The 13,859-nt window shown below is 57.0% G+C and carries 15 protein-coding genes; 3 read left to right on the top strand and 12 right to left on the bottom strand.

Features of this window, described 5'->3' with window-relative positions; translation table 11 throughout:
- Positions 1-145 precede the first annotated feature (145 nt).
- The 6 genes from NR201_RS08050 to malK form a co-directional block, all read right to left on the bottom strand.
- Positions 146-616, bottom strand: a complete 471-nt coding sequence (locus tag NR201_RS08050) for a type II toxin-antitoxin system YhaV family toxin (RefSeq protein WP_256849619.1) — start codon at positions 614-616, stop codon at positions 146-148.
- 6 nt (positions 617-622) lie between these two features.
- Positions 623-967, bottom strand: coding sequence for a type II toxin-antitoxin system PrlF family antitoxin (locus NR201_RS08045; protein WP_132498989.1), 345 nt, complete (start codon positions 965-967; stop codon positions 623-625).
- A gap of 99 nt (positions 968-1,066) precedes the next feature.
- Positions 1,067-1,282 carry a type II toxin-antitoxin system Phd/YefM family antitoxin gene (locus tag NR201_RS08040; RefSeq protein WP_157353015.1) on the bottom strand — a complete coding sequence of 72 codons (216 nt, stop codon included), beginning with the start codon at positions 1,280-1,282 and terminating at the stop codon, positions 1,067-1,069.
- Positions 1,283-1,470: 188 nt separating this feature from the next.
- Positions 1,471-2,409 (bottom strand): maltose operon protein MalM, encoded by a 939-nt coding sequence (gene malM, locus NR201_RS08035; protein WP_256849618.1) that lies wholly within the window; start codon positions 2,407-2,409, stop codon positions 1,471-1,473.
- Positions 2,410-2,511: 102 nt separating this feature from the next.
- Positions 2,512-3,813: a maltoporin gene (locus NR201_RS08030; protein ID WP_033760237.1), complete on the bottom strand. Its 1,302-nt coding sequence runs from the start codon at positions 3,811-3,813 to the stop codon at positions 2,512-2,514.
- A gap of 43 nt (positions 3,814-3,856) precedes the next feature.
- On the bottom strand, positions 3,857-4,966 hold the full coding sequence (malK, locus tag NR201_RS08025) for a maltose/maltodextrin ABC transporter ATP-binding protein MalK (RefSeq protein ID WP_010247360.1): 1,110 nt from the start codon (positions 4,964-4,966) through the stop codon (positions 3,857-3,859).
- A 362-nt stretch (positions 4,967-5,328) separates the two neighbouring features.
- Between malK and malE the strand changes: the two genes are divergently transcribed.
- From malE to malG, 3 genes are all read left to right on the top strand, one after another.
- Complete coding sequence (gene malE / locus NR201_RS08020) at positions 5,329-6,519, top strand: maltose/maltodextrin ABC transporter substrate-binding protein MalE (RefSeq protein WP_033780168.1); 1,191 nt, start codon at positions 5,329-5,331, stop codon at positions 6,517-6,519.
- A gap of 57 nt (positions 6,520-6,576) precedes the next feature.
- Complete coding sequence (gene malF / locus NR201_RS08015) at positions 6,577-8,100, top strand: maltose ABC transporter permease MalF (RefSeq protein WP_256849617.1); 1,524 nt, start codon at positions 6,577-6,579, stop codon at positions 8,098-8,100.
- Positions 8,101-8,250: 150 nt separating this feature from the next.
- Complete coding sequence (gene malG / locus NR201_RS08010) at positions 8,251-9,141, top strand: maltose ABC transporter permease MalG (RefSeq protein WP_010247369.1); 891 nt, start codon at positions 8,251-8,253, stop codon at positions 9,139-9,141.
- A 92-nt stretch (positions 9,142-9,233) separates the two neighbouring features.
- Here the strand turns inward: malG and NR201_RS08005 are convergent, their stop codons facing one another.
- The 6 genes from NR201_RS08005 to NR201_RS07980 all read right to left on the bottom strand — a co-directional run bounded on the left by NR201_RS08005 (position 9,234) and on the right by NR201_RS07980 (position 13,852).
- Positions 9,234-9,842 carry a TetR/AcrR family transcriptional regulator gene (locus NR201_RS08005; RefSeq protein ID WP_182504952.1) on the bottom strand — a complete coding sequence of 203 codons (609 nt, stop codon included), beginning with the start codon at positions 9,840-9,842 and terminating at the stop codon, positions 9,234-9,236.
- A complete protein-coding gene (locus NR201_RS08000) occupies positions 9,832-10,434 on the bottom strand; it encodes an NAD(P)H-dependent oxidoreductase (RefSeq protein WP_050679403.1) in 603 nt (200 codons plus the stop codon). Before NR201_RS08000 ends, NR201_RS08005 begins: the two co-directional genes overlap by 11 nt.
- Before the next feature lie 97 nt (positions 10,435-10,531).
- Complete coding sequence (locus NR201_RS07995) at positions 10,532-11,602, bottom strand: iron-containing alcohol dehydrogenase family protein (protein ID WP_256849616.1); 1,071 nt, start codon at positions 11,600-11,602, stop codon at positions 10,532-10,534.
- Positions 11,603-11,611: 9 nt separating this feature from the next.
- Positions 11,612-12,280: a methionine ABC transporter permease gene (locus NR201_RS07990; protein ID WP_022624728.1), complete on the bottom strand. Its 669-nt coding sequence runs from the start codon at positions 12,278-12,280 to the stop codon at positions 11,612-11,614.
- On the bottom strand, positions 12,268-13,056 hold the full coding sequence (locus tag NR201_RS07985) for a methionine ABC transporter ATP-binding protein (RefSeq protein WP_187491842.1): 789 nt from the start codon (positions 13,054-13,056) through the stop codon (positions 12,268-12,270). The genes NR201_RS07990 and NR201_RS07985 overlap by 13 nt, the downstream gene beginning before the upstream one ends.
- Positions 13,049-13,852, bottom strand: coding sequence for a MetQ/NlpA family ABC transporter substrate-binding protein (locus NR201_RS07980; protein WP_010670746.1), 804 nt, complete (start codon positions 13,850-13,852; stop codon positions 13,049-13,051). The genes NR201_RS07985 and NR201_RS07980 overlap by 8 nt, the downstream gene beginning before the upstream one ends.
- Between the last annotated feature and the right edge of the window lie 7 nt (positions 13,853-13,859).

The following is a 13,859-nucleotide window of genomic DNA, read 5'->3' as shown; positions in this document are numbered from 1 at the left end:
ACATAATTTTCAGTTATTACAGCGTGCGGGCCGCCAACGGCTCACACGCTGCTACTGTAATCAGCGCCTCTCAACAGTGATAAGATCACCCTGAGCACGAGCGTCTGAAAAAAGCACACCGGATTCTGTTCAGGATTTAATGAACTTAAGAATTTGTATTCGCCCAATCCTGAGATTGCTTTAACAGCAATGCCCAGTCGTCAGGTGGATAGCCGTTATGCAACATTCCTGAAAATACTTTATAGGCGTCACGCTTACTGCCATAAGCACATTTGGTCTCAGCGTCATTCATCCATGCGAGGATGATGGTTTTATGTTGCTCGCTGAATCTAAAGAACAAACGATACTGCATCAAAAACTTTGCACGGAACCAATGCTTATTTTGTTCTCCCAGCGTATCGCCCTGGCGAAACTTTGCCTGATGTGGATCGGCGCAAATCTCACTATTGATAACTTTAAACACAGCGGCTAAAAGCTTAGTCGTTGCTTTTCGCTGGTAACTTTCAGGATATTTAGCCCTGAGTAACTCCACTTCATTGGTCAGCGCAATCAGCTGCGATTCAAAACAGGGATGAACATAAACGTGCCTTCCATTTATAACCGTGCTGTCTTCCATACTTAATTACTCATCGTCCATGAGTGGAGCATCCAAATCAACGTCCATACCTTCGGTCAACGATGTAATGCGAGTTAATAATCCTCGATCCAGCATTTTAATATTTGCAGCCGTGTTGCGCCTGTCAGCAGGAAGAAAACTCAGAAAGCTCGCCTTCACTGGAGCATCATCAGCCACCGTTTCCTGACGGGTAATAAGGACTTTGCCGCCCTGCAGAACAGCGTATTCGATATTCTCACCAGGTTGCAGATTCATCGCATCACGAACTGCGGCAGGGATGGTGGTCTGTCCGCGGGCTGTCAGTTTTGATGAAGCACGCAGAGAGATGTTTGCCTGAGTCAGAGTTCCCATCGTGGATTCTCACTATTATTAACCAGGATAAGTCAGCAGTGATGCAGTTACATTGGCAATGCAAATGCATTGATCGCGATAAGAGCGAATGTTTTGTTACTAAGTCTTCATTAAAAGTTTCTGATTACGCTTTTCCGTATCGACTGAAAAATTGGCACCCTGTTTTATTTCCTGCCAGACATCAAACTCTTCGCGACTGATAAGCACAGCAGCAAAACCGCCCCGCCGGGTGATAATCACAGGCTCACCCGCCATCACGATATCCATGATTTCAGCAAGATATTTTCGGGCCTGTGTTGTCGTGTAACTTCGCATATAGCCTCCAGAAAAGTCATCCCTGAAACAGCTTAGTTAGCCTATATTCATCAAACGCTATTGCCCACAGCATGACTTACGCAATGCGTAAAACTACGCAAAAAAATCATGCAATCAGGATCTCTGCAACAAAAAAAGGTGCGCCGCAGCGCACCAGATGGAACAACATCAGTATTGTCGGGGCAGCTTCACCCCTTGCCTTTAACACTACTGATAAAGGTCTGCCGGGCAGAGGTGGAACCCAGCCGCTCGGCTTCATCCAGCAGTTTCAGCGCCTTATCGATATTACCGCTGTTCACCGCCTGTCTGATCTTCTGGTTAAAGTAACTCTCGGTGTCGCTCATGATCGGTTCCGCACGGGCTTTTGGCGCGGGCGCTGCGGCGGGTGCAGGCGCCGGTGCTGCGCTGTACGCTGCCGCAGGTGCGGTATTGCCGACGGTCACCGCGCTCGGGCCGGATGAACCAAACAGCGGCCCGACCAGAATGGATGAACCGGAGCTGGTCTGCATCTTCAGCTTGATTGTCCCTTCCCGGCTGTGGCGGGCGACGGGATCGGGGATATCCGGTACCGCATGACCGGTGCCCTGGGCGTAGGCCTTGGCCGGGTCAAGCAGCGTGGTGGTTTGTGTCAGATCGCTGTCGGTGGTGAACACCAGCAGGTAGATTTTTTGCTGACCCAGCGCCGGGGTTAATTTCATCACCCCTTCCAGCCGATCTGCCGCCATCACGCCCGGCTTCTGATAGGTAAAGTAGCGGCTGGGAAACCAGGCCGCAGGACGCAGGTTTTCATCCAGCACCAGCACGTTCGGTGCGAAAACCTGACCGTTCGCCACTTCACTGCTCAGCGTCAGCGTCAGTTCGCCGATATTGGCGGGCAGACTGTAGGCCGCGACCGGACCGGCAATGTGTGGCGCATTCAGCGTCTGTCCGCTGTTAGCGAGTTTTGTGGTCTGTGTCTGAGAAGCAGCCAGCGGTTGCCAGCTCAGGCGTTGCAGTGTTTCGGGTGCCACGACCGGTGCGGACGAGAGATCCTGCGGCACCAGATTGACATCCGCCAGGGCGGGAAGCACGTGTCCTGTCAGTAACGCGGCACTCAGGCAGAGTGCAGCCAGTTTTTTCATTTTCATTATGTCTACCTTATTGCAGGTCGCGGCGTGAACCAGGCAATGGCACACCGCGACCAAAGAGATCCATCAGGCGCAGGCGCGCCTGTCAGAAAAGGTGCTGGCTTACCACCAGATTTCCATCTGCGCGCCGAAGGTCACTTCATCGTCTTTACCACGGCTGTTGGTCAGGATGCCGTTGCCGCTGGTGTCCGCAGAGGCGAAGGTGGTGAGATCGCCTGAGTTATCTTTGTTGTAACCCCATTTTTCATCCCATTTGGCGTAGGTCGCGAACAGACGCAAAGCCGGACGTGACCAGATGCTGTCGCCCGCCTGCCACTGCTGCGCCAGCGTCACTTTGTACTGTCCGTTGCGTTCGTTAGCCTGCTGCGATTTGACGTTGTCGTAGCCCAGTTCCAGCAACGTGCTCATAATCGGCGTCCATTTGTACATCGGGCGCACACCCACGGTGTACCACTCGGTGCCGCGGTTGTTGTCCAGATCGATGTTCTGGTACATAGCGACGTACATCAGATCCCAGCGTTCCGCCAGCGAGATCGCACCGTGGTCGAGGATGCGATACATGTCACCATTGTTGTTGAGGCTGGTGCCCTGCGGCACGCCTTTGCCCTGAGAGGTCAGCGCATCGGTGGCATACTGCAGTACGAATTTGTTATAGCCCTTCAGCATGCTCTGGGTATGTTCAGCAGTGAACATCCAGCCATCTTTAGAGGCACCCTCTTCCAGACGGTAGTCGTCACGGGCATTAGCGCGACCGTAGTCGACACCCAGCTCCAGCACGCCGTTGGTGTTGGTTTCCAGACCGGCCAGACGCACATCAAACACGTCGTTGGCAGTGCTGGTGGCGAAGTCACGGATACGATCGCTGGAGAAGGTGTAAGAGCCGCCCGCTTCAGATGAACGGGTTGCGGCGAAAGAGAGTTTACCGAAGCCGAGATCGACATCTTCCAGACCGGCACCCGGACCCGAGATATCCCAGTAGTAGAAGTCGATCATATGGACGTCATGACGCTGATAGAAACGCTTACCGGCCCAGATGGTAGATCCTGGCAGCGCGTCGATCAGGTTTTTACCTTTTACGTTGGCTTCACGGAAGGCGGGCGATGTGGCTTCCCAGTCATTCTGCTGTGCCACGGAGTAAGCCACGTTGGTGTCGAAATAGAAGCTTTTGTCGCCCTCTTTCCACACTTCCTGGCCTAATTTCAATTCGGCATAGGTTTCACATTCGTTGCCCAGACGGTATTTACTTTGGGCGCCGGTGGCCTGGAAACATTGCTGTTCACCACCGCTGCCGGTCCAGCCAATGCCGGAACGGGCGTAACCGGTAAAATCAACCGCCATCGTCGGGGCGGAGAGGGTTCCCACCGCGACGGCAACGGCGATGGGAAGTTTGCGCAGAGTTAACATTTTCTATCTCCTGAGGTCATTGCTTTTATTGTTTTTGGCAGGGCTATACACCCGGCTCCTGATACAGCCTGCGGCACGCGCTCCCGTCCTCGCGGAACAGGTGACAACGCTCGGGCGGCAGGCCAATACCGAGGATGGCGCCCTCTTTTACCAGCACGACGTCCTCCTGGCGGTAAACCAGGTTCTGACGGATAGCGGGAATCTCGATGTGGATCTGTGTTTCATGCCCCAGCTGTTCCACCACCTGCACTTCCCCTTCCAGGGTGACGTCGGCGATATCGCTGGAGAGCAGATGTTCCGGGCGAATACCCAGTGACATGTTGCTGCCGACCTGCACACCGGCGCTGTCAACCGGCAGCCAGACCAGCTGCTGATTTGGCAGCCGCACCTGAACCTGATCGATGGCGGTGGCGGTCACTTTGACCGGCAGGAAATTCATTTTTGGTGAGCCGATAAATCCGGCGACAAAGCGGTTGGCGGGATAGTGGTACAGCTCAAGCGGCTTACCGACCTGCGCAATGCGTCCGGCGTCCAGCACCACGATTTTGTCGGCCAGCGTCATCGCTTCGATCTGATCGTGGGTCACGTAAATCATGGTGCGTTTGAGGCGCTTATGCAGACGGGAGATCTCAATGCGCATCTGAACGCGCAGCGCCGCGTCAAGGTTCGACAGTGGTTCATCCAGCAGGAAGACGCGCGGTTCCGCCACCAGCGTGCGGCCAATCGCCACGCGCTGACGCTGCCCGCCAGAGAGGGCTTTAGGACGGCGATCGAGCAGATGCGCCAGTTGCAGAATCTCCGCCACCTGATTAACCCGCTGCTGGATCTCCGCTTTTTTCACCCCGGCCAGTTTGAGGCCAAAAGACATGTTCTCCGCCACCGACAGATGGGGATAGAGCGCATAGGACTGAAACACCATGCCGATGCCGCGTTCGGCGGGTGGCACTTCATTCATGCGCCGGTCGCCGATTAACAGCTCGCCGCTGGTGATGGTCTCCAGTCCGGCAATCATGCGCAGCAGCGTCGATTTGCCACAGCCTGATGGGCCGACGAAAACAACAAATTCCCCTTCACGAATAGTGAGATCGATATCTTTCGACACCACCGTATCGCCCCAGGCTTTCGTGACATTGCGTAACACAACGCTCGCCATGATCCCTTCCCTCTTAGCTGCATAGTCGTGTCTGCCCAGCGGCAGACGGGTTCCGGGGCTCACTATGCGAGAGGAAACAGACGGTAACATCCTCCACCGCACTGCATTCCGCTGGGGGAGGAGGCGGGAGGAGGAGAAACGCGGGCTGACGCCGCGGCCCGCACGCTGCCGCACTTTTTTGTGATCGCTCACGCAGACCCGCAGGAATTTTTGCCGCGTAAGCGCCCGCTTAAAGGGCTTTTTGCCAGCGCGATCACAGCGGCAGGCCGAGGGGCGTAGAGCAGAGGAGGATGAGAAGCCCTGGCGGATAAGCACAATGATGCCGGTAAAGCATTCACCACTTCCGCTAACAGGATGGATTTATGACGATGAAAACCGGAGCAAGAATTCTGGCCCTTTCTGCCCTCTCTGCCGTGCTCTTTTCGGCCAGCGCGATGGCAAAAATTGAGGAAGGTAAACTGGTCATCTGGATCAACGGTGACAAGGGCTACAACGGCCTTGCCGAAGTGGGTAAGAAATTTGAGCAGGAGACCGGCATCAAAGTTACGGTCGAACATCCTGACAAAATGGAAGAGAAGTATCCGCAGGTCGCGGCGACCGGCGATGGCCCGGATATTATCTTCTGGGCACATGACCGTTTCGGCGGCTATGCGCAATCCGGCCTGCTGGCTGAGATCACGCCGGATGCCAGCTTCCGCGAGAAGCTTTTCCCGTTCACCTGGGACGCGGTGCGCTTCGACGGCAAGCTGATTGGCTACCCGATTTCCGTTGAGTCGCTGTCACTGATCTACAACAAGAAACTGCTGCCGAACCCGCCAAAAACCTGGGAAGAGATCGCCGGTCTCGACAAGCAACTGCGTGCCAAAGGCAAAAGCGCCATCATGTTTAACCTGCAGGAACCCTACTTCACCTGGCCGCTGCTGGCCGCAGGCGGTGCTTACGCCTTTAAGCTCACCGACGGACATTATGACGTGAAGGATGTCGGCGTCGATAACGCCGGTGCTAAAGCGGGCATGCAGTTCCTGGTCGATCAGGTTAAAGCCAAAACCCTGAATGCGGACACCGATTATTCGATTGCTGAGGCCGCCTTTAACAAAGGCGAAACCGCCATGACCATTAATGGTCCGTGGGCGTGGGGCAACCTCGACAAGAGCGGCATTGACTATGGCGTCACCGAATTGCCAACCCTGAACGGTAAACCGTCGAAAGCTTTTGTCGGCGTGCTGAGTGCCGGGATCAACGCCGCCAGTCCTAACAAAGAGCTGGCGAAAGAGTTCCTGGAGAATTATCTGCTGACTGACACCGGTCTGGATGCGGTCAACAAAGATAAGCCGCTGGGTGCCGTGGCGCTGAAATCTTTCCAGCAGACGCTGGAAAAAGATTCGCGTATCGCCGCCACCATGAACAACGCCCGTCAGGGTGACATCATGCCGAATATCCCGCAGATGGCGGCATTCTGGTATGCGATGCGCACCGCTACCCTGAACGCGCTGGGCGGTCGTCAGAGCGTCGACGCCGCACTGAAAGATGCTCAGGCCCGTCTGAAGAAGTAATTCTCCCCTTGCAGCCGGGGCAACCCGGCTTGAGTGACCGTTAAGGAAAACCGCATCATGTCAGGAAAACCGAAAACGCGCAGTGTGCTGTTGAAAAGCGTTCTCATCGGGATCTGCTGTCTGCTGGTCGGCTATCTGCTGGTGCTGATGTACGCGCAGGGTGAATATCTGTTTGCGCTGCTGACGCTGATCCTCAGTGCGACCGGACTGTGGATTTTTGCTAACCGTCGCGCCTATGCGTGGCGTTATGTCTATCCCGGCGTAGCGGGAATGGCGCTGTTTGTACTGTTCCCTCTCGCCTGCACGATTGCCATTGCCTTTACCAACTACAGCAGCAGCAACCAGCTCACCTTTGAACGGGCGCAGCAGGTTTTGCTGGGCCGCACCTTCCAGTCGGGTGAAGCAGTCAGTTTTTCTCTGTTCCCGGCCGGCGAGCGCTGGCAGCTGGTGCTGAATGATGGCAAAAACTATGTTTCACCGCCGTTTCAGTTTGGCGCTGAACAGACCCTGAAAATGGCCCCTGCTGCTGCACCTTCAGGTGAACGGGCGAACTTCAGAGCGATCACGACCCATCGTCAGGCACTGAGCCAGATCCGGGCGGAACTGCCGGATGGTCGTCAGTTGCGGATGAGTTCACTGCGCCAGTTCTCCGGCACCCAGCCGCTCTATCGGATGGGTGTGCAGGATGAGCTGATCAACCAGCAGAGTAACGCGCGCTATCGTGCTAATCCGCAGACTGGTTTCTACCAGGCGATTAACGCCGACGGCAGTTGGGCGAACGAAACCCTGAGTCCCGGCTTTACCGTGAATACCGGCTGGAAAAACTTCGTGCGGGTGTTTACTGACGAAGGGATTCAGAAGCCGTTCCTGGCGATATTTGGCTGGACGCTACTCTTCTCGCTGATCACCGTGGTGCTGACCGTCGCGGTGGGCATGGTGCTGGCGTGTCTGGTGCAGTGGGAGGCGTTGCGCGGCAAAGCGGTCTATCGGGTAATGCTGATTCTGCCCTATGCCGTGCCGGCGTTTATCTCGATCCTGATTTTCAAGGGGTTGTTCAACCAGAGCTTTGGTGAAATCAACGTGATGCTCAGCGCGCTGTTTGGCGTGAAGCCGGCCTGGTTCAGCGACCCGACGCTGGCGCGCACCATGCTGATTATCGTCAATACCTGGCTCGGCTACCCCTACATGATGATCCTCTGCATGGGCCTGCTGAAGGCGATTCCGGACGATCTCTATGAAGCCTCGGCGATGGACGGTGCGGGACCGCTGCAGAACTTCTTCCTGATTACTCTGCCGCTGCTGCTGAAACCACTGATGCCGCTGATGATCGCCAGCTTTGCCTTTAACTTTAATAACTTTGTGCTGGTGCAGTTACTCACCAACGGCGGGCCGGATCGCCTCGGCACCACCACGCCAGCCGGTTACACCGATTTGCTGGTGAACTACACCTGGCGTATCGCCTTTGAAGGCGGCGGCGGGCAGGACTTTGGGCTGGCCGCCGCTATCGCCACGCTGATCTTCCTGCTGGTGGGTGCGCTGGCGGTGATTAACCTGAAAGCCTCGCGGATGAAATTCGACTAAGCGCCTGGCCCGACTGGCGTCATGGTTGCAGGCAGTCCGGACGCGAAGAGCGTGGAACAACCGGAACCTGGGAGGTGAGGATTGTGAGCACTGCCCGGGTTCAGACTGACAAATAAAATAGCCTGAGGGACCAGGCTCTGAGGAGTTGTTATGGCTATGGTACAACCGAAATCGCAACGGCTGCGTCTGTTCACCACGCATCTGCTGCTGCTGTTATTTATCGCGGCGATTCTCTTTCCCCTGCTGATGGTGATTGCGATTTCGCTGCGTGCCGGGAACTTCGCCACCGGCAGCCTGATCCCGGAGCAGATCTCGTGGGAGCACTGGCGGCTGGCGCTGGGTTTCAGCGTGGAACATGCGGATGGCCGGGTGACACCGCCGCCCTTCCCGGTGCTGCTCTGGTTATGGAACTCGATCAAGATTGCGGCAATCAGTGCGCTGGGCATCGTGGCGCTCTCTACCACCTGCGCCTATGCCTTTGCCCGTATGCGCTTTACCGGCCGTGCCAGCCTGCTGAAAGGGATGCTGATATTCCAGATGTTCCCGGCGGTGCTGTCGCTGGTGGCGCTCTATGCCCTGTTTGATCGTCTCGGCCAGTATCTGCCCTTTATCGGGCTGAATACCCACGGTGGGGTGATCTTCGCCTATCTGGGCGGTATCGCGCTGCATGTCTGGACCATCAAAGGCTATTTCGAGACTATCGACGGGTCACTGGAAGAGGCGGCCGCGCTGGATGGCGCAACGCCGTGGCAGGCGTTCCGGCTGGTGCTGCTGCCGCTGTCGGTGCCGATTCTGGCGGTGGTGTTTATTCTGGCGTTTATCGCCGCGGTGACTGAAGTGCCGGTCGCCTCGCTGCTGCTGCGCGATGTGAACAGCTACACCCTGGCGGTCGGGATGCAGCAGTACCTCAATCCGCAGAATTATCTGTGGGGCGATTTCGCCGCTGCGGCGGTGCTCTCCGCGATTCCGATCACCCTGGTTTTCCTGCTGGCGCAGCGCTGGCTGGTGAGCGGTTTAACCGCGGGCGGGGTGAAAGGCTAAAACGATCATCATTGTACGTTGCCACTACTTACACAACGCCTGTTGTGGTTGAAGGATTCGGCGGCCTGCGGGCCGCCTTTTTTATGCTAATGCTAATCCGATTCAGTTGCACGGCTGCCTGCCACCAGCGCCACGACCATGGCAGTGATCGCCTGCTCTCCTTCCCGTTTGCTGACATCGCCGCGTGCCACCGCACCTGCGATGGCATCCGCGCCCCCCAGCAAGCCCCACATGCCTGCTTCCGGAATACCGCTGCTGCCTGCCAGAGGGACAAACCAGCGCTGACAGCGGGCGATAAAGTCGAGCTGATAGTGGCGTTTGACGGCAGCCAGTTCCGGTGAGGTGCTGAGCGCTGACAGCAACTCCGGAATCTCACGCCCTTCCGTCATCACACAATCCACATAACAGGCCGCAAGCACTTTCGCTTTTTGTTGCATCACCATCGGCGCGGCATTCATCGCCGCTTCCATCTTTTCGGTCTGGCGACGATCAAAATCGTCATACAACGCCGCCAGCAATCCATGACGGGTGGTGAAGTGGTCATAAACCACCGGTTTACTGACCCCCGCCGCGTCGCCGACTCTGGCCAGCGTCAGTGCCTCGCTGCCTTCGGTTTGCATTATCTGCCACGCGACGTCTGACAACTGCCTGCGTCGTGCTTCGCGTGACAGCCGCTTACGGGGTGTTTTTTCAACGGTCATGCTTTTCCTGATGGGCGAACAGACGCTGGCCCAGTTGATGCGCCAGCTGATAGTGTGACTCAGGATAACCTTCATCGCCGCTAAGCAACAGTTCACTGGTCACCACCGGCGCACCGCAATAGTCAAAGATGCCGTGATCGATCTGATTCCGCATGCTGGCGAAATAGCCGCGCCGCAGAAAGGTTCGGGTGTCAGCCGCGCCAATCGCAACCAGATGCACCGGAAGATGACCAAGGCGTTTTACGATATGGCCATCCTGCTCATCAAAGGCCCAGCCCGCGATGAAGACGCGGTCTATCCAGCCTTTAAGCTGTGCCGGAAATGACCACCAGTAGACCGGATAGACCAGCACCAGCGCATCGGCACGATCCAGCCGCTGCTGTTCTGCCAGCACATCGGGCGGCGTCGGTGCCAGACCGTTGAAATGTCTGTGATCGCTGAGCGTAAAACGTGGATCAAACCCTTCTGCCGCCAGAGCGGCCTTTTCAGCCGTATGGTGGCCTGTCGCGATAATGCCCTGCGCCAGCTGGTCCGCCACGCGATGGGTGTGAGCGTCCTGATTGGGATGGGAAGTCACTATTAATGCATGCATCGTCGTCACCTTACCTGATTAGTCATTAAGCTACTAAAGGTAAGTTACCATTGGTAGGTTAGCAAGCGGCGACCGTTGATCGATTCGCTGACCGCACTTACTGTTTAAACGCAGAAGTCGCCAGCAAGGCCTGCTCTAGCAGATGCTGATCGAACGTAAAGGGAAGATGCGCCAGGCTGGCGGAGGGGAAATGGATCTGCTGCGCAATCTGTCTCATCCTGTCCGCGTTAATCGCCGCAGGCAGCGTCAGGGGCGAGTGGAAACGGCGCAGCAGCGCCAGCAGTTCAGGCTCCACCTGCTTACCCTGCTGCTCAATCCAGGATTGTACCAGCAAGCTAAAGCCGACCTTTTCACCATGCAGCCAGTGATGCAGCTCCGGCTGGTGAGTCAGGCGATCGTGGATGATATGGGCAAAACCGGGGGTCGCCATCGCATCCTGAATACTGTTAGCCAGCCCCGCCAGCACAATGTTGGCTTCAATCACTTTCTCCAGCGCCGGGGTGACCTGCTGCCTGATGTTATCGGCCACCGCCGTTTCGCCCCAGCGTTTCAGCACCGTTACCGCCTGCCAGGCGGCTGCGACTTTAAGATCCAGCGCCAGCTGGTGCGGCGTCTGTCGCTGATAAGGCTCAAATTCAAACCATTTGGCCAGCGCATCCACGATCCCGGCCCGCAGATAGCGTACCTCGCTGCGGGCGATAACCTCGCTGTCCACCAGAATCCGCTCCGGCATGGCATTAAGCGGCTGGCTGCGCAGATGGCCGCCGCGCTCATCATAGATAATCGCCAGCGGAGACCAGGCGGCACAGGTGGCGGCCAGCGTGGCAAAGTTAACCAGCCGGATATCCGGCAGCGCATCGTTGACCGCTTTGGCGCAGTCCAGAACCCGCCCGCCGCCGACTGCCAGAATCAGGGTAGCGCCGTGCGTCTGCACCTGCTGTTGCAGGGCAGCAATCGCCGCATCGGTACACTCACCGGTCAGGGTGTCGAGCTGCCAGCGGATCCCCGCCCGTTCCAGACTTATGCTCATGTCAGGATTCACCGCCTGCCAGGCGCGCGGCGAGGTGAAGATGTGAATATGCGAGGCAAGCGGCCGGATAATTTCTCCCACCCCGGCCCGCAGCCCTGGCCGTTGCAGATAGCCTTTCGGCGACATCACGCGAAACATGGTTGCTCCTTATCGACGATAAGCCAGCGAGCGTACCAGCCGGTCGCCGAGTTTCTGAATCAGCATCACAAGCGCCAGCAGCACCACAATGGTGGCCGCCATGATTTGGTTATCGAAACGCTGATAACCGTAGCGAATCGCCAGATCGCCCAGCCCGCCACCGCCAACAACGCCCGCCATCGCCGAGAAGCCAATCAACATCACAATCGTCAGGGTAACGCCCGCCACCAGCGCGGGAAGCGCTTCCGGCAGCAGCACACGGCTGACGATATGCCACAGGGTACCGCCCATTGATACCACCGCTTCTATGCGGCCGCGGTCGACCTCATCCAGCGCGTTCTCCACGATGCGGGCAAAGAAGGGAAATGCCCCCAGCGTAATCGGCACAATGGCGGCAGTGCTGCCCAGCGTGGTGCCGACCAGCAGACGGGTAAAGGGGATCAGCGCAATCAGCAGCACCACAAACGGCAAGGCGCGTCCGGTATTTACCAGCGTATTCAGCAGCAGTGAAATCGCGCGATTGGGCAGAATGCCTTTTGGCCGGGTCAGAAACAGCAGCACGCCTACCGGCAGCCCTATCGCGACCGTGAAAAGGGCCGCCAGCAACACCATATACAGTGTTTCGCCAGTGGCGTTCAGCAGCAGTTCCTGAAACCGCTCACTACTCATGCTACGCATCGGGTTAACGCCTCATGCTGATATTTTTCGATAAACGCCCGGTCTGCTTCGCCATCCTTCAGCAGCATTTTGCGCAGGCGTCCCTCTTCACGTCCCATGATCTGGCTCAGGCTGCCGCTCTCAACCAGCTGGCCATTCTCAAGCAGCGCCGCCCCGTCACAAATCCGCTTCACCACCGCCATTTCATGGGTGATCAATACAATGGTGATATTGAGCTGCTGCTGAATATCGGCCAGCAGATCGAGAATCGAAGTGGTGGTTTCGGGATCCAGCGCGCTGGTCGCCTCATCGCACAACAGATAACGGGGTCGGGCGGCCAGCGCGCGGGCGATGCCGACGCGCTGTTTCTGTCCACCGGAGAGCTGCGACGGCCAGGCCGCCGCAAAGGAGGCCAGCCCCACCAGTTTCAGCAGCGATGCGACCCGCTCGCGACGTTCAGCCGCAGGCACACCGGCAATCTCCAGCGCCAGATCGACGTTGTCCTGCACGTTGCGCGAATGCAGCAGATTGAAGTGCTGGAAGATCATCCCCATCTGCTGTCGCTGCTGACGCAGTTGCGCCAGGCTCATCGCAGCGAGATCCTGCCCGTCAATTTCAATCAGGCCGCTGGTGGGACTCTCCAGCCGATTGAGGCAGCGCAATAGTGTACTTTTTCCCGCTCCGCTCCGACCGAGGATGCCAAAGATGGTCCCCTCTTCGATGGTGAGTGAGATGTCGTCTAACGCTGGCGCAGATGCGCCAGGATACTGTTTGCTAAGATGATTGAGTTTAATCATGCTGCTGGTCCGCGACCGGAATCACTGAGCCCTGATAATTTTTACGGATAAACTCCGCTACCTGCGGCGAGCGCAGATCTTTCGCCAGCTGTAACACGCGGGGATCTTTCGCCAGTTCTGGCGTCGTTACAAGCAGGTTGGCGTAGGGATTATGTGCTGCAGACTCCAGTCCCAGCGCATCTTTCGCCGGGGTCAGACCGGCTTCCAGCGCGTAGTTGCCGTTGATAATTGCGGCATCCACATCATCCAGCGAGCGTGGCAGTTGCGGCGACTCAATCTCAACGATCTTAATTTTCTTCGGGTTTTCACTGATATCTTTTGGCGTCACCAGCGTCGAACCCGTTTCACCCTGCGCGTTGAGTTTGATCACCCCTTTGTCCTGCAACAGCCAGAGTGCGCGGCTCAGGTTAGTGGTGTTGTTCGGTACCGCAATGCTGGCCCCTTCAGGTAGCGCCGCTAAACTTTTCACTTTCCGCGAATAGATACCCAGCGGCTCGATGTGAACACTGGCGGCCACGGCAAAGGTTTTCCCCAGCGCCTTCTCCTGATCTTTCAGGTAAGGCAGATGCTGGAAGTAGTTGGCATCCACATCTCCGGCGGCCAGCAGCTCATTGGCATTCACGCCCCCGCTCAGCTCAACAATTTTGAGATCCAGTTTCGGATCCAGGGTTTTGACATACTCCAGGATTTCCGCATGTGGCAGCGGATCGGCCGCTACGCGCAGCGGCGCGGCCTGTAAACTCTGGGCAATCAGCAGTGAAAGACCGGCAAGGGCCAGAAAGCGCTTTTTAATCATCATCATT

The organism is Pantoea sp. Fr-CA_6 (assembly GCF_024520895.1).
GTDB lineage: Bacteria > Pseudomonadota > Gammaproteobacteria > Enterobacterales > Enterobacteriaceae > Pantoea > Pantoea agglomerans.
This window is presented reverse-complemented; position numbering and strand designations above follow the sequence as displayed.

Coding starts and splice junctions, on each gene's coding strand:
- malE (WP_033780168.1), top strand. CDS start 5,329: ATGACGATGAAAACCGGAGCAAGAATTCTGGCCCTTTCTGCCCTCTCT.
- NR201_RS08045 (WP_132498989.1), bottom strand. CDS start 967: ATGGGAACTCTGACTCAGGCAAACATCTCTCTGCGTGCTTCATCAAAA.
- malK (WP_010247360.1), bottom strand. CDS start 4,966: ATGGCGAGCGTTGTGTTACGCAATGTCACGAAAGCCTGGGGCGATACG.
- NR201_RS08030 (WP_033760237.1), bottom strand. CDS start 3,813: ATGTTAACTCTGCGCAAACTTCCCATCGCCGTTGCCGTCGCGGTGGGA.
- malG (WP_010247369.1), top strand. CDS start 8,251: ATGGCTATGGTACAACCGAAATCGCAACGGCTGCGTCTGTTCACCACG.
- NR201_RS08050 (WP_256849619.1), bottom strand. CDS start 616: ATGGAAGACAGCACGGTTATAAATGGAAGGCACGTTTATGTTCATCCC.
- malF (WP_256849617.1), top strand. CDS start 6,577: ATGTCAGGAAAACCGAAAACGCGCAGTGTGCTGTTGAAAAGCGTTCTC.
- NR201_RS07985 (WP_187491842.1), bottom strand. CDS start 13,056: ATGATTAAACTCAATCATCTTAGCAAACAGTATCCTGGCGCATCTGCG.
- malM (WP_256849618.1), bottom strand. CDS start 2,409: ATGAAAATGAAAAAACTGGCTGCACTCTGCCTGAGTGCCGCGTTACTG.
- NR201_RS07995 (WP_256849616.1), bottom strand. CDS start 11,602: ATGTTTCGCGTGATGTCGCCGAAAGGCTATCTGCAACGGCCAGGGCTG.
- NR201_RS08040 (WP_157353015.1), bottom strand. CDS start 1,282: ATGCGAAGTTACACGACAACACAGGCCCGAAAATATCTTGCTGAAATC.
- NR201_RS07990 (WP_022624728.1), bottom strand. CDS start 12,280: ATGCGTAGCATGAGTAGTGAGCGGTTTCAGGAACTGCTGCTGAACGCC.
- NR201_RS08005 (WP_182504952.1), bottom strand. CDS start 9,842: ATGACCGTTGAAAAAACACCCCGTAAGCGGCTGTCACGCGAAGCACGA.
- NR201_RS07980 (WP_010670746.1), bottom strand. CDS start 13,852: ATGATTAAAAAGCGCTTTCTGGCCCTTGCCGGTCTTTCACTGCTGATT.
- NR201_RS08000 (WP_050679403.1), bottom strand. CDS start 10,434: ATGCATGCATTAATAGTGACTTCCCATCCCAATCAGGACGCTCACACC.